We start from the raw sequence: 17390 nt of genomic DNA on the forward strand, positions 1-17390 counted from the left end.
CCCCCCCCCCCCCCCCCCCCCCCCCCCCCCCCCCCCCCCCCCCCCCCCCCCCCCCCCCCCCCCCCCCCCCCCCCCCCCCCCCCCCCCCCCCCCCCCCCCCCCTTTCCAGCACCCCCCCCCCCCCGACATCTACACTAGGTTCTCTTCGTCGGCAGCGTCAGATGTGTATAAGAGACAGGGCCAGGGCGGCAATGGCGGCGGCAACGGCCAGGGCCGCGGCGCCCGCGGCAATGGGCCGCGCCCCGCCCACCCGGGCAATGGCGACGGCGCGCAGTTTCCGCGCGAAGAGCGCCAGCCGCGCCACCATGGCAATGCGCCGAGCCCCTCGCATGCCGACGTGGTGGCCCATCGCCGGGCCGAGTCGGTCGGCGGCGCGGCGGGCCAGCCCGATCCCCTGCGTACCAGCGTGGACAGCATGCTGGGCCGTGGACGCCGCGGCGGCGGTGGCGGCGGCGGCAACCGCTCGGGCGGCGGCGGCTATGGCCGCAGCGGCGGCGGCAACCGTTCCTACGGACGCTGATCCAGGCGGAATGCGGCCACCGTGCCGCATCAAAGGAAAAGGGGCGCCGCGGCGCCCTTTTCCATTGCTGGGCGAATACACCCCTCGGCCGGTACGTTATTCGCATGGAGAACGCGAGCTGCGCTGATAATCGTTCGCATCCACCCGGCATTCCCTACAACACCAAGATCGAACGGGCGGAACTCCACGCACCCGTTCTCTGCTTGTTTCCAAGGAATGCCATGACCCGAATCCACCGGCCGCAGCGCGCCCTTGCGCTCGCTTTCGCCGCGTCGCTGCTCGTCGCCGCCCTCCCCGCCCGGGCGGCGGAAGAAGTCACGCTCTACACCACGCGCGAGCCGGCCCTGGTCGCCCCCCTGCTCTCGGCCTTCTCGGCGCAGAGCGGCATCAAGGTGAACACCGTCTTCGTGAAGGACGGGCTGCTGGAGCGGGTGCGGGCCGAGGGCGAACGCTCGCCTGCCGACCTGCTGATGACGGTGGACGTGGGCCATCTGATCGATCTGGTGGAAGGCGGCGTCACGCAGAGCGTGCAGTCCGCCGCGCTGCAGTCGGCCATTCCCGCCAACCTGCGCGGCGCGCAGGGCGAATGGTTTGCGCTGTCGCTGCGCGCACGGGTGGTGTATGCGGCCAAGGATCTGAAGCTGACGTCGTTGCGCTACGAGGACCTGGCCTCCCCGCAGTGGAAGGGCAAGGTCTGCACCCGCGCCGGCCAGCATCCCTACAACACGGCCCTGGTATCGGCCATGATCGCCCACGACGGGCCGGCCAAGACGGAGCAATGGCTGCAAGGCCTCAAGGCCAACCTGGCGCGCAAGGCCACCGGCGGCGACCGCGACGTGGCGCGCGACATCCTGGGCGGCATCTGCGACGTGGGCCTGGCCAACTCCTACTATGTGGGCCACATGAAGGCCTCCAAGGAAGGCACCGACGCGCGCAAGTGGGGCGACGGCATCCGCGTGGTCAAGCCCACCTTCGCCGACAAAGGCAGCGGCACGCACGTCAACATCAGCGGGGCCTCGGTGGCCAGGCACGCGCCGCACAGGGCCAACGCGGTGAAGCTGCTGGAATTCCTGGTGTCCGAGCCGGCCCAGGCGCTCTATGCGCAGGCCAACTACGAGTACCCGGTGCGCAAGGGCGTGGCGCTGGACCCGGTCATTGCCCAGAGCATCGGCCCGCTGCAGGTCGACCCGCTGCCGCTCACCGAGATCGCCCGCTACCGCCAGCAGGCCAGCACGCTGATCGACAAGGTGGGACTGGACAAGTGATCCATTGATGCCTCCGGTCGGGCCGCTGTGGCGCGGCGCGTCGGTGCTGATCGCGCTGGGAGTGCTGGCGCCCGTGGCGTCGCTGGCCTGGCTGGCGCTGGGCGCCGATTTCTCGCACTGGGTGCATCTGGCCACCCACGTGCTGCCGGACGCCGCGCGCAACACCGCCCTGCTGCTGGCCGGCGTGGGCGTGCTGGTGCTGGTGATCGGCACCGGCTGCGCGTGGCTGGTGACGGCCTGCGACTTTCCCGGGCGCCGGGTGCTGCACTGGGCGCTGCTGCTGCCGCTGGCCATGCCGACCTACATCGTCGCCTTTGCCTATCTGGATCTGCTGCACCCGATCGGCCCGGTGCAGGGCGCGCTGCGCTGGCTGCTGGGCTATGACAGCCCGCGCCAGTTCCGCCTGCCCGATCTGCGCTCCATGGGCGGAGCGATCCTGGTGCTGGGCCTGGTGCTCTACCCCTACGTCTACCTGACGGCGCGCGCCATGTTCATGACGCAGCCGGCGCATCTGCTGGAGGCCGCGCGCACGCTGGGCGAAACCCGGCTGGGCAGCTTTTTTCGCGTGGTGCTGCCGCAGGCCCGCCCGGCGCTGGCCGTGGGCCTGAGCCTGGCGCTGCTGGAGACGCTCAACGACATCGGCGCCTCCGAGTTCCTGGGCGTGAACACGCTCACGGTGTCGGTCTACACCACCTGGATCACGCGCTCTGACCTGGCCGGCGCCGCGCAGATCGCCTGCGCCATGCTGGCTGCGGTGCTGCTGCTGGTGCTGCTGGAGCGGCATGGCCGCCGGCACCAGCGCTTCGGCTCGACCCAGCGCATGCGCCCGGTGCAGCCGCGCCGGCTGCGCGGCGCCCAGGCCTGGCTGGCCACCGCAGCGGCCGCGCTGCCGGTGCTGCTGGGCTTTGGCGCGCCGGCTCTCTACCTGCTGGCCGAAACCTGGAAGCGGCTGCGCCAAGGCGGCGTGTCGGCCGGGCTGCTCGACAGCCTGCTCAACACCCTGCTGCTGGCCGGGGGCGCCACCGCGCTGGCGCTGGCGGCCGGCCTGGTGGTGGCCTGGGCCACGCGCCGTACCGGCAGCGGGCCGCCCCAGGCGCGCTGGCAGGCGCGCGCCGCGACGCTGGGCTATGCCCTGCCCGGCACCGTGCTGGCCATTGGCCTGCTGACGCCGGCGCTGGCGGTGGACGCCGCGCTGGGACGGCTGCTCGGCCGCCCGGACCTGCCGCTGATGGGCGCGGGCGCCATCCTGGCTGCGGCCTGCGCCATGCGCTTCCTGGCGATGCCGGTGGGCGGCATCGAGGCCGGCCTGGCGCGCATTCCGCCTGCGCTGGAGCAGGCCGCCCGCCTGCTCGGCGAAACCGCTACCGGCACGCTGCGCCGCGTGCACCTGCCGCTGCTCACGCCGGCGCTCACCGCCAGCGCGCTGCTGGTCTTCGTCGACGCCATGAAGGAGCTACCGGCCACCCTGCTGCTGCGGCCGGCCAATTTCGACACCCTGGCCACCTGGCTCTATGCCGAGGCCGCGCGCGGCACCTACGAGGAAGGTGCGGTCGCCGCGCTGGCCATCGTGCTGGCCGGGCTGCTGCCGGTGGTGCTGCTGGCGCGCACGCAGTTGGGCGGCCCCACGGAAGATGCCCTGATTCCATGAGCACCACGCTGCGACTCGACGCCATCCAACTGGCCTATCCGGGCCGGAACGGCCTGCACACCGTGGTGCGGGACCTCTCGCTGCAACTGCAGGCCGGCCACATCGGCTGCCTGCTCGGCCCCTCGGGCTGCGGCAAGACCACGGCGCTGCGCGCCATCGCCGGCTTCGAGCCGGTACGCGCGGGGCGCATCCTGCTCGGCGAAACAGTGCTGTCCTCGCCCGGGCAGCAGGTACCGCCCGAACGCCGCCGCGTGGGCATGATGTTCCAGGAATATGCGCTGTTCCCGCACCTGAGCGCGGCGCAGAACGTGGGCTTCGGCCTGCGCCGCCAGCCGCGCGCGCTGCGGCAGGCGCGCGTGGCCGAGATGCTGGCGCTGGTCGGCCTGGCCGATGCGGCGGCGCGCCACCCGCATGAACTGTCCGGCGGCCAGCAGCAGCGCATCGCGCTGGCCCGCGCGCTGGCGCCCGCGCCTGGGCTGCTGCTGCTGGACGAGCCCTTCTCCAACCTGGACGGCCCCACCCGCGAGCGGCTGACCCGCGAGGTGCGCGACATCCTGCGCGCCGCCGGCCAGACCGCCCTGCTGGTCACCCACAACGAAGCGGAAGCCGCCACCATGGCCGATGCCATCGGCCGCATGCAGGGCGGCGCGCTGCAGAACTGGGTCACCCGCGCGCCGGCCGCAGCCCCGGCGCGGGAGCGCAGCGCTCATCCGGACGAAAATCAGAAGGAAATACGGCTGTAGCCAAGAATCTATCTAGGCTTTTAGCTATCATAAAAATAGCAAATGGCGCGCGGCGAATTCCGGGGGACACATCGTCGTTCAGTCGCCGTCGGCAGCGCCCTCGTCGCCAGCGGGCTCGGCCATCGCGGCCAGTGCCTCGTCCAGCACCGCATGCAGGGCCGCCACGCGCTGCTCGCCCAGCAGGGCGTTGAGGGACAACTGCGCCGCCTTCCAGTGCCGCTGGGCCTCGCGCTGCCTGGCGCGGCCGGCCTCGGTGATGCATACCAGCCGGCTGCGCGCGTCGGGCCCCGCCTCCAGCACCAGCAGGCCTTCTGCCACCAGCACCTGCAGGTTGCGGCTGAGGGTGGAAGCCGTCATCTGCATCAGCGCGGCCAGTTCCACCGAGCGCAGCGGCCCGAAGCGCAGCACGTGGCACAGCAGCGAGTACTGGGTGGTCTTGAGCCCGGTCTTGCCCACCTCCGCGTCGTAGTGCTGGGTGACGCGGCGGGTGAGCTGGCGCAGCTTGAGGTTGGTGCACCCGCGGGGCTTGTCGGCGGGGCTGGCGGTTTTCATGCGGACAATTGTAGCTACAATCGTTGCAGCTACAACACCCCATGGAGACCTCCCGCATGAGCAATCGCGACCCCGCCGCCACCCTGGCCGATTGGCTGGCAGAAGAAACCGCCGCCCGTCAGCGCCTGGACGCCGGACCCGGCCCCGGCGTGGCCCGGCCGGAGCAGATCGCCGGCCTGAGCGGCCTGCAGCAGATGCAGGCCATGCTGCGCGGCGAACTGCCCTACGCGGCCATCGCCAGCACGCTGGACTTCCTGGTGCTGGAGGTGGACGAAGGCCGCGCGCTGTTCCAGGGCACGCCGCGGCCCGGGCACCTGAACCCGATGGGCACGGTGCACGGCGGCTGGTTCGCCACGCTGCTGGATTCGGCGCTGGGCTGCGCCGTCCAGACCCGGCTGCCGGCCGGCCGCGCCTACACCACGGCCGAACTGGGCATCAACATGGTCAAGGCCATCACGCCCAAGGTGCAGCGGGTGCGCGCCGAGGGCAAGGTGATCCACTGCGGCCGCCAACTGGCCACGGCCGAGGCCCGGCTCACCGGGCCGGACGGCACGCTGTACGCGCATGCGAGCACCACCTGCCTGGTGTTCGATCTGCCGACCCGGTAGGCCACAATCAAGGGCTTCTGCCTCCATCAAAGAAGCCCCCATGCGACTCCTCCACACCATGCTGCGCGTCGGCGACCTGCGGCGCTCCATCGCGTTCTACACCGAGGTGATGGGCATGCAGCTGCTGCGCACCACCGACCGGCCCGAACAGAAGTATTCGCTGGCCTTCGTCGGCTACGGCAGCAACCCGGAGCATGCCGAGATCGAGCTGACCTACAACTACGGCATCGACTCCTACGACCTGGGCAAGGGCTACGGCCACATCGCCCTGGGCGTGCCCGACGTGGCCGCGGCCTGCGAAAGAATCAAGGCCGCCGGCGGCGTGGTCACGCGCGAGGCCGGCCCGGTGAAGGGCGGCACCACCGTGATCGCCTTCGTGCGCGACCCGGACGGCTATCAGATCGAACTGATCGAGCGCACGTGAACCCGCGCGCCATGCCCCTGCACATCAGCACGCCCCTGGTCGAGTCGTGCCCGCTGAGCCTGGCCGCCGGCCGCCCGGTCTGGCTCAAGCTGGAGGCGCTGCAGCCGCCCGGCTCCTTCAAGATCCGCGGCGTCGGTCTGGCCTGCGACACCTACCGGCAGCGCGGTGCGCGGCGCTTCGTCTCGTCCTCCGGCGGCAACGCCGGGCTGGCCGTGGCCTACGCCGGGCGCCGGCTGTCCGTCCCGGTGACCGTGGTGGTGCCCGAGACCACCTCCGGCACCGCGCAGGCCCTGCTGCGCCAGGAAGAGGCCGAGGTCATCGTCCACGGCGCCTCGTGGCAGGAGGCCAATGCGCTGGCGCAGTCCCTGGTCAGCGCGACCGACGCCTTCATCCACCCTTTCGATGATCCGCTGCTGTGGCAAGGCCATGCGTCGATGGTCGATGAGATCTTCGGCGCCGGCCTGCAGCCGGGCGCCGTGGTGCTGTCGGTCGGCGGCGGCGGCCTGCTGTCGGGCGTGGCCGAAGGCCTGCAGCGCAATGGCGGCGCCGGCGTCCCGATCCTGGCGGTGGAGACCGACGGAGCCGCGTCGCTGCATGCCGCGATGGTGGCCGGGCGCACGGTCGAGCTGGAGCGCCTGAGCAGCATCGCCACCTCGCTCGGAGCCAAGCGCGTCTGCGAGCGGGCGCTGCAGTGGACGCAGGAGCGCCCGGTGCAGAGCCTGCGGGTGTCAGACCGCAGCGCGCTCGGCGCCTGCGAGCGCTTTCTGGCAGACCATCGCCTGCTGGTGGAGCCGGCCTGCGGTGCCAGCCTGGCCGCGGTCTATGAGCGCGCGCCCGAGCTGGAGCGTTTCGACAGCCTGCTGGTGGTGGTCTGCGGCGGCGCCACCGCGACGATCGATCAGATTCGGCTCTGGCTGAAGCAGGGCTGAGTCCTCCATCGCCCGCCAGGCCGCCCGCAGCGCGTCGCGCAGCTCGGCCCGGAGCGTGCGGCGGGCGCTGCCAGGGTCATTGATGCTATCTATTTAATAGCCATAAATCCAGGCCCTACCTGGGCTACAAGCCGATTCTGCTTGAAATTCCGGTGCGCGCGCGCATCAGGGCCTGACCTCGAAGCTCAGCGTGGCGGTGTGGCGCACGTCCTCGTACCTCTTGCCTCCGACCGTGACCGCGCCGTTGACCTTGGCCGTCACCTCCAGCACGTAGAGGCCGGGGAACGGCGTGTCGAGGTGGACGCTGCCGTCCTGGGCCGGCGCCAGCACTCGCCGCCAGCCGGCCGAAGTCTCCACGTTGACCTGCGTGGCGGCGACGATGCCGCCCTTCCACACCAGGCGGAAGGTGTTGCCCCCGGGCTCGGTGGGCACCAGCTCCAGGTCGTTGAGCGCCCTGGTCTCGGCGCGGCCGGAGCGGGCCTGGTAGTAGTGCAGCACGCCCTTGTCGGTGACGCGGCTGGCGACCAGGCGCAGGTCGCCCGCAGCGGCGGCGGGGATCCGCATGCGCGCGGGCTCGAGCGTCAGCGGCAGATCCTTGCCATCGGCCAGGAAGGCGCGCGGCGCGGCCACGCTGGAGGCCGCCTGCGGCGTCTTGCCCAGTTCACCCACATAGGCGCTGGCAACGCCGCCGGCATCGCGCTCGAGCCAGACGTAGTCGGCATGGGCGGCGCAGGCCAGCGACAGGGCCGCGAGGGCGAACGACGGGGACAGAAGGCGGCGGAGCGGGGACATGGGCTTGGCGGACAAGGAAACCTCTGGACTATCAATGGAAGGGATCTTCAGAGCGGCCATCCGGCATGGCTCAGGAAAGGGCATGCGGCGCCAGCCACATCGCCATGCCGCCCACGCCGGCCACCCCGGCAAATGCAGCAGCCAGCGCGGCAACGAGCGGCAGGTAAGGAAGCAGCAGCGCAACGCAGAGCGCACCGGCCGACAGGAACCCCAGCCACACTACCACGCCCACGCTGCCGCCCCAGGCGAGCCAACACGGCGCGACGGCGGCGGCCAGCAGCACGGCACCCGCGCCGCGCAGCAGCCGCCGGTGGCCGGGGGGCGCCTCATGCGCCTGCGTGAGCTGTTGGTAGTGGCGGTCCATGGCAAAGCCCAGCCCGGCCATGCCGGCAAAGGCCAGCGCGAGCGCGAGCAGGCAAGCATGCAGCGTCGTCATGCCGAGCGCTCCGCGGCCGTCAATGCGCGGGGCGAACGGCGCGCCAGCGCGGCGCGCTTCTCGCGCCGCCAAAGAAAACGCGCGGCGCATGCGGCCGCAACGCCCAGGGCGAGCGACACCAGCGCGACGCCGACGCTTTCCCAGTCGCCACGCTGCCACTGGGCGGGCAAGTGGTCGCCGGTGCTCAGGAAGTCGAGCACCGGCAGCAGCAGGCACAGGCCCGCGAAGAGGCCCAACTGCTCGCGCCAGGCTTTGGCCGGCGGGCGCCACAAGGCATGCGCCAGCGCCAGCAGCCACAGGCCGAAGAACACGCGCTGCTCCCAGCCGGCGCGCTGCCCGATGCCGAGCGGCACCAGCCGGTTCGCCCAGAGATAGCCGACGCACGCAAGGGCCAGCCCGGCGATGGCCGCGACGTTCAGCGCCTCGATCAGCCGGTAGACGCGCGCGGTGGCGCCGCCGAATTCGCCCAGGTGCTTGCTGCGGCGCTTGACCATGAACAGGATCGCGCCCGTGGCCATCATCGCGGCGCCGGCCAGCCCGCACAGAAAGTAGAGCCACTTCACGGCCCAGCCGCCGAAGCTCGCCATGTGCAGCCCGCCCATGGCGGACTGCGCCAGCGACGCCGTGCCGCCGTCCGCGTCGCCCGGCAGGCGCACCCGCAGCACCGCTCCCGTCGCCGCCGAGAACGAGGCCATGCCGCTCGTCGGGCTCAAATGCCGCTGGGCCGCGGCATCGTCGTTCCAGCCGTAGACGCCGATGCGCGCGGCGGCATCGCCAGGATGGTCGATCACCACCGCGCGCACCGGCTGCCCCATGAGCGCCTGGCCGCGCGCGGCGAAGGCCTCCAGGTCCGGCACGGGCATCGCGCGCCCACTGCGCGCGGGCTGGCCGCCGCCCAGGTCGTCGAGGAACCGCTGCTGCGCCGCAGCGCCGGCGCCGTAGTGCGCCAGCTTGGCCGCGGGCATGAAGCTCATGCCGGAGATCACGATGCCGGTGTAGGCGATCATCAGCTGGAAAGGCAGCGTCAGCACGGCCACCGCGTTGTGCGCGTCCAGCCAACTACGCTGCCCCTTGCCCGGCCGGAAGGTGAAGAAGTCCTTGAAGATGCGCTTGTGCGTGATGACGCCCGACACCAGCGCCACCAGCATGGCCAGGGCGGCGATGCCGACGATCCACAGGCCGATGCTGCCGGCGTGCAGTTCATAGTGGAAATCGACGAAGTGCTGGCCGGCCAACGTGCCGCGCAGCGCGGGGCCGCCAGCGCCGGCGGGCACAGGCGCGCCGGTGGCCGGATCGAGCTTGGCCGAGACGTACTGCTGCTTCTCGTCGAACCAGTACACCGTGAGATCGCCGCCGCCCTGCGCGTCGGACGGCCACAGCTCCCACATCGCCGCCGCGGGGTGGTGCTCGGCCATGTAGGCCACGGCCCAGGCCAGGCGCTGGGCGCGGCCGGCGCCCGGGTCTGCCGGGGCGGCGGCAGCGGCGGCTTCCTCGGCGCGGTGCTCGGGCGTCATCCAGTGCGAGATCGGCTCCTGGAACACGGCCAGGGTGCCCGTGAGAAACACCGCGAACAGCAGCCACGAGAACCACAGGCCGCACCAGGTGTGCAGCCACGCCTGCGCCTGGCGGAAGCCGCCCTGCCCCGGGCCGCTGCCAGACATGACGGTCTTGTGCCGGGCCTTGTTCCGGGAACTGGTCATGTGAGTGATCCATGGCGCTCACGCGCCACCCGCGGCGCATGAAACGGGCAGCTGCGCCAAAGGCCGCGGAGCAGGCCATGCCAGGGCATCCGCGGAACCGGCTTTGCCGGGCCGCTGGATGTGCCCCCTTTGAGGGAGAAGGCGAAGACGCCAAGCGCGCAGCCTGGGGGTGCTTTCATGTCAGCCTCCCAGGCGCAGCAACAGCCAGCCCGACAGCGCGAGCGCGGCGGCGAGCACGATCAGACCCTGCCAGACCCGTGCCGGGCGCACCGGCGAAAAGGCCCAGATCACGGCCGCCACGTGGACGATGAAGCTGGCCTGCATGCCGGCCAGCGCCGCATCGGCCCGGCCGGCCGGCAGCACGGCGCCGACGAATACGGCAGCCGCGGCCGCCAGCGCATAGCCGCCAAGAACGGCGGCCGCCAGGCGCGACAGGATGCGCAGGGCCGGGTGGGAGGTGGAGTGCACAGTGGTCATAGGGCATAGTCGGTCATGGGGCGAAAGGCGCAATATCGCGCCCCTACCCTCTATGACCAACGAGCACGAAAAAAGGGCCACTTCCGGCATCAGAACCTGAAGTTCAGGGCCACCTGGGCATTGCGCGGCGTACCGAACTGGCCCTGTCCGCCGATGTTGGCGTAGTACTTCCTGTCCAGCAGGTTGTTCAGGTTCGCCTGCAGCGAGAGTTGCGGGCTGAAGGCGTAGCGCAGCATCAGGTTGACGATGCCAGAGGCGTTTTGCTGGTAGAGCGTGTCGCCCGCTCGGGTGGGCAGCGGGTAGTAGCTGCGATTCTGCCATTGCAAGCCCCCACCCACCGTGAGCCGCTGCCAGTCGCCTGGCAGGCGATGGGTGGTGAACAGATGCAACTGGGTCCGGGGCGCCCAGCTGTTGACCGCGCTGCCGTCAACGCCGGTGGCAATGGTGCGCGCCAGGCCGGCCGACAGGTTCCAGCCGCTGTCGAAGCGGTGCTCCAGGTTGGCAAACTGGGTGCGGTTGGTGCGGTACCAGCGGGTCCACCGGGCGGCGGTGGTTTTCGAGACGTCCCAGTCGGTAGATGCGCCATCGCTGAACACCAGGGCAAGCCGCCCCAGGTCGAGCCGGTAGGCCGATTGGCCTGGTAGTCGGCGCCCAGGCGCAGGGTCGTGTCGGGTGTCAGGTCGGCGTCGATGACGCCGTACAGCACCTGTTCCAGCAGCATGAGCCGCAGCTCGGGCGGCGGCGCCACGGGCTCGGGCATGGCGGCCAGCGCGTCGAGGTAGGCCTGTTCGATGGCGCGGCGGCGCACCTGGTTGATGAGCAGGTTGCGCGCCACGGTGGTCAGTTAGGCGCGCGGCTCCTGCACCGGGTCCAGCCCCCTGGCGGTGAGCACCTTCAGGAAGGTGCTCACCGCCAGGTCGGCGGCGTCGAAGGCATTGCCCACCTTCTTGCGCAGCCAGTGCTGCAGCCAGCCGTGGTGGGCGAGGTAGAGGGATTCGACGTCGGGAAACACGCAAGGCGATGGGGCGGGCACGCAGCGACCTGATATTGAGAACAATTCTCAAGTATAGATGGATGCACCGCCGCCGCGCGCATCAGAACTTGCCGCGCAGCGTCAGCGTCGCGTTGCGCGGCTGGCCATAGACATTGCCCCAGGCCGGTGCTCCGATGGTCTGGTAGTAGGTCTTGTCGAACAGATTGGCCACGCTCAGCGCCAGCGACCAATTGCGGTCGATCCGGTAGCCAAGGCGTGCCGTCCATACGGCATAGGACGGTTGCACATCGGTGATGGCGCCCACCGCGCGCGAACTGGCCGTCTGGAAATTGACGCCGCCGCCCACGCTCCAGGCGCCCCAGTCGCCAGGCAGGCGGTAGTCGCTCCAGACGCGCAGCATGTGCCTGGGCGTATAGGTGCTCGCAAACTCGACACCGGCATTGGAGGTGTTGTCCAGGTACCTGAAGTGGCTGAACGTATAGCCGGCAAACAACTGCCAGCCGCGGGCCACCTCACCGCTGATCTCGGCATCCAGGCCCTGGCTGCGCACCCTGCCGCTGGAGACATAGCAATAGTTGCCCACCGAGCATGTGTTCACCAGGTCCTCTTCGGCCCGGTTCTTCTGGTCGATGCGAAACAGCGCCACGGCGGCATTGACCCGGCCATCGAGCAGTTCACCCTTCATGCCCACCTCCAGATTGCGGCCCTTGATGGGCGGCAGCAGGGCGCCCGCCGCCGTCAATGCGTTCTGGGCCTGGAAGATGTCGGAGTAGCTTGCATAGGCCGACCACTGGTCATTGAGTGCGTAGATCAGGCCGCCATAGGGCGTGATGACGCCACTTTCCTTGTAGGGATCGTTGTAGGCCGCGCCGGTGTCCCGGTAGCGGCTGCTGCCCTTGAAACGCGTGATGCGTGCGCCGCCGACCAGTGTCAGCACATCGGTCACGCTCAGCCGCGCCACGCCATAGGCGCCCGACTGGGTCAGGCGGGTTTCACTGTCGTCGCCCCGATAGCGGTTGGCCAGGAAGTCGGCCCTGGTGGGTTCCCGGATGGCGGCGTTCGGATCGAACACATTGTTGAGCACGCCCATGCGGATCAGCGAGTAGTCGCTCTGGTTGACCATGTGGCCCGTGTTGGCGCCAAAACTCACCGAGTGCCTGCGGCCGAAGGCATCGAATTTGCCATCCACGGCCACATCCAGCGTCTTGTTGTCCGTGGTGACATCGAACAGCCCCGCATACATTTCATTGCCGGCCAGCGTCGCGGGCTGGATCGCGCCCAGGGCGAACGCGTACTTCATATCGTGCTTTTCGGTGGTGTAGCCCGCAGTGGCCTTGATCGACCAGTCGGCATTGAAGTGATGCGCCAACTCGGCAAACAGCGAGGTCTGCTCGCTGTTCCAGCGGTTCCAGTCCGCGCCCAGGAAGGTGGAGCGCGGCAGCCGCAGGTCCGCGCCGCTGGCATAACGAGGCAGGCCCTGGAAGAACGGCGTGGAGCGCAGCCGCTCATGCGTGGCGCCCAGGGTCAGCTGGGTCTGCGGCGCGATGTCGTACTCCAGCACGCCGTAGAGCACTCCCGTCCGGCTGTCGGCCACGTCGTAGAAGTAGTCGCGGCCGTTGAGGCTGGCGACCACCCGGCCGCGCAGCGTGCCGGCTTCGTTCAACGGCCCCGTGGCGTCGATCTCCGCGCGCAGGTTGTTCCATGAGCCCGCGCTGGCGGACATCTGCAATTGCCGCTCGGCCAGCGGGCGCTTGCGCACCATGTTGATGGTGGCGCTGGGCGAGCCCGCGCCCTGCAGCAGCCCCGTGGCGCCGCGCACCACCTCCACGCGGTCCAGCGTGGCGGCATTGCTGGTGAAGTTGTCGGCCTGCGGATAGTAGAAGGCGCGATTGACGCCGTCGAACTGGTAGGTATCCACCCGGAAGCCGCGCGAATAGACGTAGCGCCCGCCCATGGGACTGTCATACATGGTGATGCCGGTGGTGCTGGCCAGCACGTCGTCGACGGTGTTGAGGTTCTGGTCATCCATTCGCTGGCGCGTGATCACGCTGATGGACTGCGGGATGTCCTTGACCGCCTGCTCGCCCTTGCCCACCGTAACCGCGCGGGCCACATAGGAGCCCGTGCCCTCGCTGATGGCGCTGCGCTCGGCCCGGGCCGTCACCCGCACTTCGTTCAGCGTGGCCGACGCGCCGGCCGGCATCCCGGCCTGCGCGGGCGGCCTGCGCAGCGTGTAGCTGCCATCGCCGCGCGCCACCATGGCCAGGCCGCTGCCCGCCAACAGGCGCTGCAATGCCTGCTGCGGCGAGTACCGGCCATTGAGCGCCGGACTGGTCAGGCCCTCGGTCAGCGCCGGGTCGAAGGACAGCGCGATGCTGGCCGCCATGGCCACGCCGGACAGCGTGCGGCCCAGGGGCCCCGGTGCGATCTGGTAGGACTGGGCGGCCTCGCCCGGGGCCGGATCGGCGGCATGGACGGTGCCAGCGGCAAGCGCCATGCCCAGCAAGGCCAGGCGGGCGGCATGCTCCAGGGGATGGAAAACGGAGTGCGGTACGGGGAAAGCGGCCATGGAATCGGTCTTTGGACTGCGGAAAAGTGAAGGTCTCACCCCCGTTGCCAGCCGAGCGTCGAAAAAGTATCACCCTGGCTCAACTATTTTTTCCCGCCCCCTGCCCCGGCCGTGCCACCACCGTGATCCAGTATCCGCGCAGGCGCATCTGCACATCGACCGGGTAGGTGGAGGCCAGCATGGTCAGCGTGCGGTCGGTGTCCGCCAGCGGGAAGGTGCCCGATACGCGCAATGCCGCCACCTCGGGAGCACAGTGCAGCATGCCCGGACGGTAGCGGCCCAGCTCGGCACAGAAGTCGCCCAGAGGCATAGCGTCGGCCATCAGCATGCCCTGCGTCCAGGCCGTGGCCTCGGGCGGCACGGGCTGCGGCACGGCCACGCCCTGCGCCGACAGCACGGTCTGCCGTCCCGTGGGCACGACCAGTGGCGGCCCGCTCGCGCCGTGCAGGCGGACCTCCACCGCGCCTTGCGTCACCGCCAGGCGGACCGACCCGGAGTCGTCCCGCACCGTGAAGCGCGTGCCCAGCGCACGCAGCCGGCCCAGCGCCGTATCCACCACGAAGGGACGCCGGGGCGTGGCCGGATCGGGTGCGGTCTGAATGGAGATCGCGCCGTGGCGCAGGTCAACCCGCCGCAATGCGGCATCGAAATGGATGTCTACCGCGCTGGCGGTGTCCAGCATCAGCAGGCTGCCGTCGGCCAGTCGCTCGGTGCGCCGCTCGCCGGTGCCGGTGTGCAGGCCGGCGGTCCAGCCCTGCCCGTCGGCTGCGTGCCAGGCCATCCAGGCGGCGGGTGCCACGGCCAGCAGCGCGGCCAGTCTGGCCACGGCGGCACGGCGTCCGGCACGGCTGCGTGCCGGACGGTCCAGCGCCGGCAGGGCCAGGGCCGTGGGCAGGCCGCCGAGTTTGCCCATCAGCAGCTCGGCGCGTTCCCAGGCCCTCGCATGCTCGGGGTCCGCCTGGCGCCAGCGCTCGCAGGCGGTGCGGTCGGCGTCGGTCGCGCCGCTGTCATGCAGCCGCATCAGCCATTCGGCGGCCTCGTCGAGAACGCGTGCCTGCAGGGCGCCCCTCATGGCATCGCCACCAGGCAATGGCGGAAGGCCTGGGCCATGTAGCGCTTCACGCTGGTCAGCGACACCTGCAAGTGCCTGGCAATGTCCTCGTACTTCATGCCGTCGAGCTGCGACAGCAGGAAGGTGCGCCGCACGACAGGCGGCAGCGCATCGAGCATGGCATCGATCTCGTGCAGGGTTTCCAGCACCAGCGCACGCTCCTCGGGCGACGGCGCCAACGCTTCGGGCAGGGTGGCCAGCGCCTCCAGGTAGGCCCGCTCCAGCGCCTGGCGCCTGTACCAATTGACGAGCACTCCCTTGGCCACGGTGGTCAGGTAGGCGCGCGGCTCCTGCACCTGGTCCAGCCCGCGGGCGGTGAGCACTTTCAGGAAGGTGCTCTGCGCCAGGTCGGCGGCGTCGAAGGCATTGCCCACCTTCTTGCGCAGCCAGTGCTGCAGCCAGCCGTGGTGGGCGAGGTACAGGGATTCGACGTCGGGAAACACGCAAGGCGATGGGGCGGGCACGCAGCGACCTGATATTGAGAACAATTCTCAAGTATAGATGGGTGCACCGCCGCCGCGCGCATCAGAACTTGCCGCGCAGCGTCAGCGTCGCGTTGCGCGGCTGCTCGCCCTTGCCCACCGTGCCCTCGCTGATGGCGCTGCGCTCGGCCCGGGCCGTCACCCGTACCTCGTTGAGCGCCGTGACAGTGCTGCTGGTCAGCGCCGGGTCGAAGGACAGCAGCATGCCGGCCGGCGCCTGGTATGACGACCACATCCCCGCACAGGCGTCAGACCCCTCGCAGCGCCGCCTTCAGCTCCGCGCCCAGTTCCGGCTTGTGGGCGAACGGGTCGCTCGGGTTGCGCGCCTGGACCACGTCTTCCAGGCGCGTCTGCACCGGGCCGAGGGCCTGCGGGTGGCTGAAGATGTAGAACTGGTCGGCCGCCACGGCGTCGAACACCTTCTGCGCGACCTGGGCCGCGGTGATCTTGCCGCTGCCGACCGCCTTGTCGCTCATGGCCTGGCCGATCAGCTGGCTCCGGGTGGGCTTGGCCGATGCCAGCGCGCCCGGCCGGTTGCGCTGGCTCTGGTTGATGCCGGTGGGCACGAAGTACGGGCACAGCAGGCTGGCCGACACCTGCTCGCTCACCAGCCGCAGGTCCTGGTAGAGCGTTTCGGTCAGGCTCACCACCGCATGCTTGCTGACGTTGTAGATGCCCATGTTGGGCGGCGCCAGCAGGCCGGCCATGCTGGCGGTATTGACGATGTGGCCGCGCCAGGACGGGTCTTGCCGCGCGGCGTCGAGCATCATCGGGGTGAACAGGCGCACGCCGTGCACCACGCCCCAGAGGTTGACGCCCAGCACCCATTCCCAGTCCTGGACCGAGTTCTCCCAGACCAGGCCGCCCGCGCCCACGCCGGCGTTGTTGAAGACGAAATGCGGCGCGCCGAAGCGCTCCTGGACCTGCGCGGCCAGCGCCTCCATCTGGGCGGCGCTGGACACATCGACCTTGCGCGTCAGCACGGTGGCGCCGGCGGCCTGCATCTCGGCGGCGGCCGCATCGAGCGCGTCCTGCTGCACGTCGACCAGCACCAGGTTCATGCCCCTTCGGGCGCCGATGCGCGCGCATTCGAGGCCGAAGCCCGAGCCGGCGCCGGTGAGAACGGCGGTCTTGCCGTTGAAATCCTGAATCATGGTCTGCTGTCCTTTCCCATGAACAATGGCAAACACCCGAGAGCGTGCATTCAGGCCTCCGCCTTGCGCAGCACGAAGCCGATGCGCGGAAAGTGCACGTGCACCGTGCCGGCGCGCTCGTCGGTGCGGCGCAGGGTGTAGTGCATGCGGGTGGCGGCGATGAGTTCGCCTTCGGTCGGTTCGGGGCCGAAGCTCTCGGCCGTGACCGTCACGCGGCTGCCCAGCGCGATGCCGTGCTCGTCCTGGAACGGTTCCGGGTCCACCGGCACGGGGGTGGCCGCGGCGGCGATGGCGATCGCCTCGGCGGAGCCCAGGTCCTGCGGACGGCCGTGGCCGATCGCCGCCATGCGGTCCATCCAGTCCAGCACGCCGGGCGTGGCGTCGAGGATGCCGGCCATCACCGGCACGCGCGAGCGGGTGAACCACAGGGCGTGGTAGACCGAGAAGTCCGCCACGCAGGGCGCGTCGCCCAGCAGGAAGGGGCTCTCCTCCAGCATGTTGGCCAGGCGGCGCAGGTAGCTGCGGTAGGCCGCGGCGGCGTCGGCCGGACGCAGCCGGGTCATGTTCACGCTCATCGCGCCGCGGTCGTTGGCGAAGGCCTTGGCCGCCTCGGGCGGCGCGCCGGCGAACAGGCTGGCGGCTCCCTTGGGGCTGATGCTGTAGGCCATGGCGGCCCAGAACAGCGTGCTGTCGGCCCACTGGGCGAGGATGCGGGCCATGCCCTTGGCGCGCGCCGGGTAGAGCGTGGGGTTGGCCTGGCGGTGCTCCAGCACGTCGCAGATCAGGGCGGTGTCGCAGTAGATGTCGGCGCCGATCTGCAGCAAGGGCGTGCGTCGGTAGCCGCCGGTGAGCGCCTGCACGTCGGGCTTGGGCATGACGCTGGGGATGGTGACGGACTTCCACGCCAACTGCTTGTAGCCGAGGATCAGGCGGACCTTCTCCGAGAACGGCGACATCGGGTAGTGGTGCAGGATCAGGTCGTTCAT

The 17390-nt window shown here is 70.5% G+C and carries 18 protein-coding genes and 2 pseudogenes; 7 read left to right on the forward strand and 13 right to left on the reverse strand.

All coding sequences use genetic code 11. The annotated features are described in order from the left end of the window. The 4 genes and pseudogenes from JHD63_RS02420 to JHD63_RS02435 all read left to right on the forward strand — a co-directional run. Positions 1–520, forward strand: a pseudogene (locus JHD63_RS02420) (hypothetical protein); the annotation flags it as partial. 221 nt (positions 521–741) lie between these two features. Continuing rightward, complete coding sequence (locus JHD63_RS02425) at positions 742–1785, forward strand: Fe(3+) ABC transporter substrate-binding protein (protein ID WP_198969068.1); 1044 nt, start codon at positions 742–744, stop codon at positions 1783–1785. A gap of 7 nt (positions 1786–1792) precedes the next feature. Then, on the forward strand, positions 1793–3433 hold the full coding sequence (locus tag JHD63_RS02430; RefSeq protein ID WP_198969069.1) for an ABC transporter permease: 1641 nt from the start codon (positions 1793–1795) through the stop codon (positions 3431–3433). Then, positions 3430–4176 carry an ABC transporter ATP-binding protein gene (locus tag JHD63_RS02435; RefSeq protein WP_198969070.1) on the forward strand — a complete coding sequence of 249 codons (747 nt, stop codon included), beginning with the start codon at positions 3430–3432 and terminating at the stop codon, positions 4174–4176. Before JHD63_RS02430 ends, JHD63_RS02435 begins: the two co-directional genes overlap by 4 nt. Before the next feature lie 78 nt (positions 4177–4254). Here the strand turns inward: JHD63_RS02435 and JHD63_RS02440 are convergent, their stop codons facing one another. Then, positions 4255–4728: a MarR family winged helix-turn-helix transcriptional regulator gene (locus JHD63_RS02440; RefSeq protein WP_198969071.1), complete on the reverse strand. Its 474-nt coding sequence runs from the start codon at positions 4726–4728 to the stop codon at positions 4255–4257. Between the two features lie 56 nt (positions 4729–4784). Here JHD63_RS02440 and JHD63_RS02445 point away from each other — a divergent pair, with 56 nt between their 5' ends. Genes JHD63_RS02445 through JHD63_RS02455 form a run of 3 tightly spaced genes read left to right on the forward strand, consistent with a single transcriptional unit; the run spans position 4785 to position 6689 of the window. Then, positions 4785–5336, forward strand: coding sequence for a PaaI family thioesterase (locus JHD63_RS02445; RefSeq protein WP_198969072.1), 552 nt, complete (start codon positions 4785–4787; stop codon positions 5334–5336). A gap of 40 nt (positions 5337–5376) precedes the next feature. Continuing rightward, positions 5377–5760: a lactoylglutathione lyase gene (gloA, locus tag JHD63_RS02450; protein ID WP_198969073.1), complete on the forward strand. Its 384-nt coding sequence runs from the start codon at positions 5377–5379 to the stop codon at positions 5758–5760. 11 nt (positions 5761–5771) lie between these two features. Further along, positions 5772–6689 carry a pyridoxal-phosphate dependent enzyme gene (locus tag JHD63_RS02455; protein ID WP_198969130.1) on the forward strand — a complete coding sequence of 306 codons (918 nt, stop codon included), beginning with the start codon at positions 5772–5774 and terminating at the stop codon, positions 6687–6689. Between the two features lie 165 nt (positions 6690–6854). On the opposite strand, the gene JHD63_RS02460 is transcribed toward JHD63_RS02455, so the two are convergent. The 12 genes and pseudogenes from JHD63_RS02460 to JHD63_RS02515 form a co-directional block, all read right to left on the reverse strand. After that, positions 6855–7481: a hypothetical protein gene (locus JHD63_RS02460; protein WP_198969074.1), complete on the reverse strand. Its 627-nt coding sequence runs from the start codon at positions 7479–7481 to the stop codon at positions 6855–6857. Between the two features lie 70 nt (positions 7482–7551). Further along, positions 7552–7917: a DUF3325 domain-containing protein gene (locus JHD63_RS02465; RefSeq protein WP_198969075.1), complete on the reverse strand. Its 366-nt coding sequence runs from the start codon at positions 7915–7917 to the stop codon at positions 7552–7554. Continuing rightward, positions 7914–9617, reverse strand: coding sequence for a PepSY-associated TM helix domain-containing protein (locus JHD63_RS02470; protein WP_370590378.1), 1704 nt, complete (start codon positions 9615–9617; stop codon positions 7914–7916). The genes JHD63_RS02465 and JHD63_RS02470 overlap by 4 nt, the downstream gene beginning before the upstream one ends. Before the next feature lie 180 nt (positions 9618–9797). Continuing rightward, entirely contained in the window at positions 9798–10094 is a 297-nt protein-coding gene (locus JHD63_RS02475; protein WP_198969076.1) for a hypothetical protein, read from the reverse strand. 89 nt (positions 10095–10183) lie between these two features. Then, positions 10184–10690 carry a TonB-dependent receptor domain-containing protein gene (locus tag JHD63_RS02480; protein WP_370590381.1) on the reverse strand — a complete coding sequence of 169 codons (507 nt, stop codon included), beginning with the start codon at positions 10688–10690 and terminating at the stop codon, positions 10184–10186. Positions 10691–10794: 104 nt separating this feature from the next. Next, positions 10795–11106: pseudogene (locus JHD63_RS23855) on the reverse strand (sigma factor); the annotation flags it as partial. Between the two features lie 82 nt (positions 11107–11188). Beyond that, entirely contained in the window at positions 11189–13657 is a 2469-nt protein-coding gene (locus tag JHD63_RS02490; protein WP_198969078.1) for a TonB-dependent siderophore receptor, read from the reverse strand. Positions 13658–13736: 79 nt separating this feature from the next. Further along, a complete protein-coding gene (locus JHD63_RS02495; protein ID WP_198969079.1) occupies positions 13737–14729 on the reverse strand; it encodes a FecR domain-containing protein in 993 nt (330 codons plus the stop codon). Beyond that, positions 14726–15211, reverse strand: a complete 486-nt coding sequence (locus tag JHD63_RS02500) for a sigma-70 family RNA polymerase sigma factor (protein WP_370590379.1) — start codon at positions 15209–15211, stop codon at positions 14726–14728. The genes JHD63_RS02495 and JHD63_RS02500 overlap by 4 nt, the downstream gene beginning before the upstream one ends. Positions 15212–15293: 82 nt before the next feature. After that, positions 15294–15485 (reverse strand): hypothetical protein, encoded by a 192-nt coding sequence (locus tag JHD63_RS02505; protein WP_198969081.1) that lies wholly within the window; start codon positions 15483–15485, stop codon positions 15294–15296. Between the two features lie 13 nt (positions 15486–15498). Beyond that, entirely contained in the window at positions 15499–16404 is a 906-nt protein-coding gene (locus JHD63_RS02510) for an SDR family oxidoreductase (RefSeq protein WP_198969082.1), read from the reverse strand. A 50-nt stretch (positions 16405–16454) separates the two neighbouring features. Continuing rightward, positions 16455–17390, reverse strand: a complete 936-nt coding sequence (locus JHD63_RS02515) for a glutathione S-transferase family protein (RefSeq protein ID WP_198969083.1) — start codon at positions 17388–17390, stop codon at positions 16455–16457.

The sequence above is a fragment of the Xylophilus sp. ASV27 genome (assembly GCF_016428875.1).
Taxonomy (GTDB): domain Bacteria; phylum Pseudomonadota; class Gammaproteobacteria; order Burkholderiales; family Burkholderiaceae_C; genus Xylophilus.

Excerpts from the sequence above, each read along its gene's own strand:
- JHD63_RS02495 (WP_198969079.1), bottom strand. The coding sequence starts at position 14,729 with ATGAGGGGCGCCCTGCAGGCACGCGTTCTCGACGAGGCCGCCGAATGG.
- JHD63_RS02515 (WP_198969083.1), bottom strand. The coding sequence starts at position 17,390 with ATGAACGACCTGATCCTGCACCACTACCCGATGTCGCCGTTCTCGGAG.
- JHD63_RS02470 (WP_370590378.1), bottom strand. The coding sequence starts at position 9,617 with ATGACCAGTTCCCGGAACAAGGCCCGGCACAAGACCGTCATGTCTGGC.
- JHD63_RS02510 (WP_198969082.1), bottom strand. The coding sequence starts at position 16,404 with ATGATTCAGGATTTCAACGGCAAGACCGCCGTTCTCACCGGCGCCGGC.
- JHD63_RS02455 (WP_198969130.1), top strand. The coding sequence starts at position 5,772 with ATGCCCCTGCACATCAGCACGCCCCTGGTCGAGTCGTGCCCGCTGAGC.
- JHD63_RS02440 (WP_198969071.1), bottom strand. The coding sequence starts at position 4,728 with ATGAAAACCGCCAGCCCCGCCGACAAGCCCCGCGGGTGCACCAACCTC.
- JHD63_RS02425 (WP_198969068.1), top strand. The coding sequence starts at position 742 with ATGACCCGAATCCACCGGCCGCAGCGCGCCCTTGCGCTCGCTTTCGCC.
- JHD63_RS02505 (WP_198969081.1), bottom strand. The coding sequence starts at position 15,485 with ATGTGGTCGTCATACCAGGCGCCGGCCGGCATGCTGCTGTCCTTCGAC.
- JHD63_RS02460 (WP_198969074.1), bottom strand. The coding sequence starts at position 7,481 with ATGTCCCCGCTCCGCCGCCTTCTGTCCCCGTCGTTCGCCCTCGCGGCC.
- JHD63_RS02445 (WP_198969072.1), top strand. The coding sequence starts at position 4,785 with ATGAGCAATCGCGACCCCGCCGCCACCCTGGCCGATTGGCTGGCAGAA.
- JHD63_RS02430 (WP_198969069.1), top strand. The coding sequence starts at position 1,793 with ATGCCTCCGGTCGGGCCGCTGTGGCGCGGCGCGTCGGTGCTGATCGCG.
- JHD63_RS02435 (WP_198969070.1), top strand. The coding sequence starts at position 3,430 with ATGAGCACCACGCTGCGACTCGACGCCATCCAACTGGCCTATCCGGGC.
- gloA (WP_198969073.1), top strand. The coding sequence starts at position 5,377 with ATGCGACTCCTCCACACCATGCTGCGCGTCGGCGACCTGCGGCGCTCC.
- JHD63_RS02490 (WP_198969078.1), bottom strand. The coding sequence starts at position 13,657 with ATGGCCGCTTTCCCCGTACCGCACTCCGTTTTCCATCCCCTGGAGCAT.
- JHD63_RS02475 (WP_198969076.1), bottom strand. The coding sequence starts at position 10,094 with ATGACCACTGTGCACTCCACCTCCCACCCGGCCCTGCGCATCCTGTCG.
- JHD63_RS02465 (WP_198969075.1), bottom strand. The coding sequence starts at position 7,917 with ATGACGACGCTGCATGCTTGCCTGCTCGCGCTCGCGCTGGCCTTTGCC.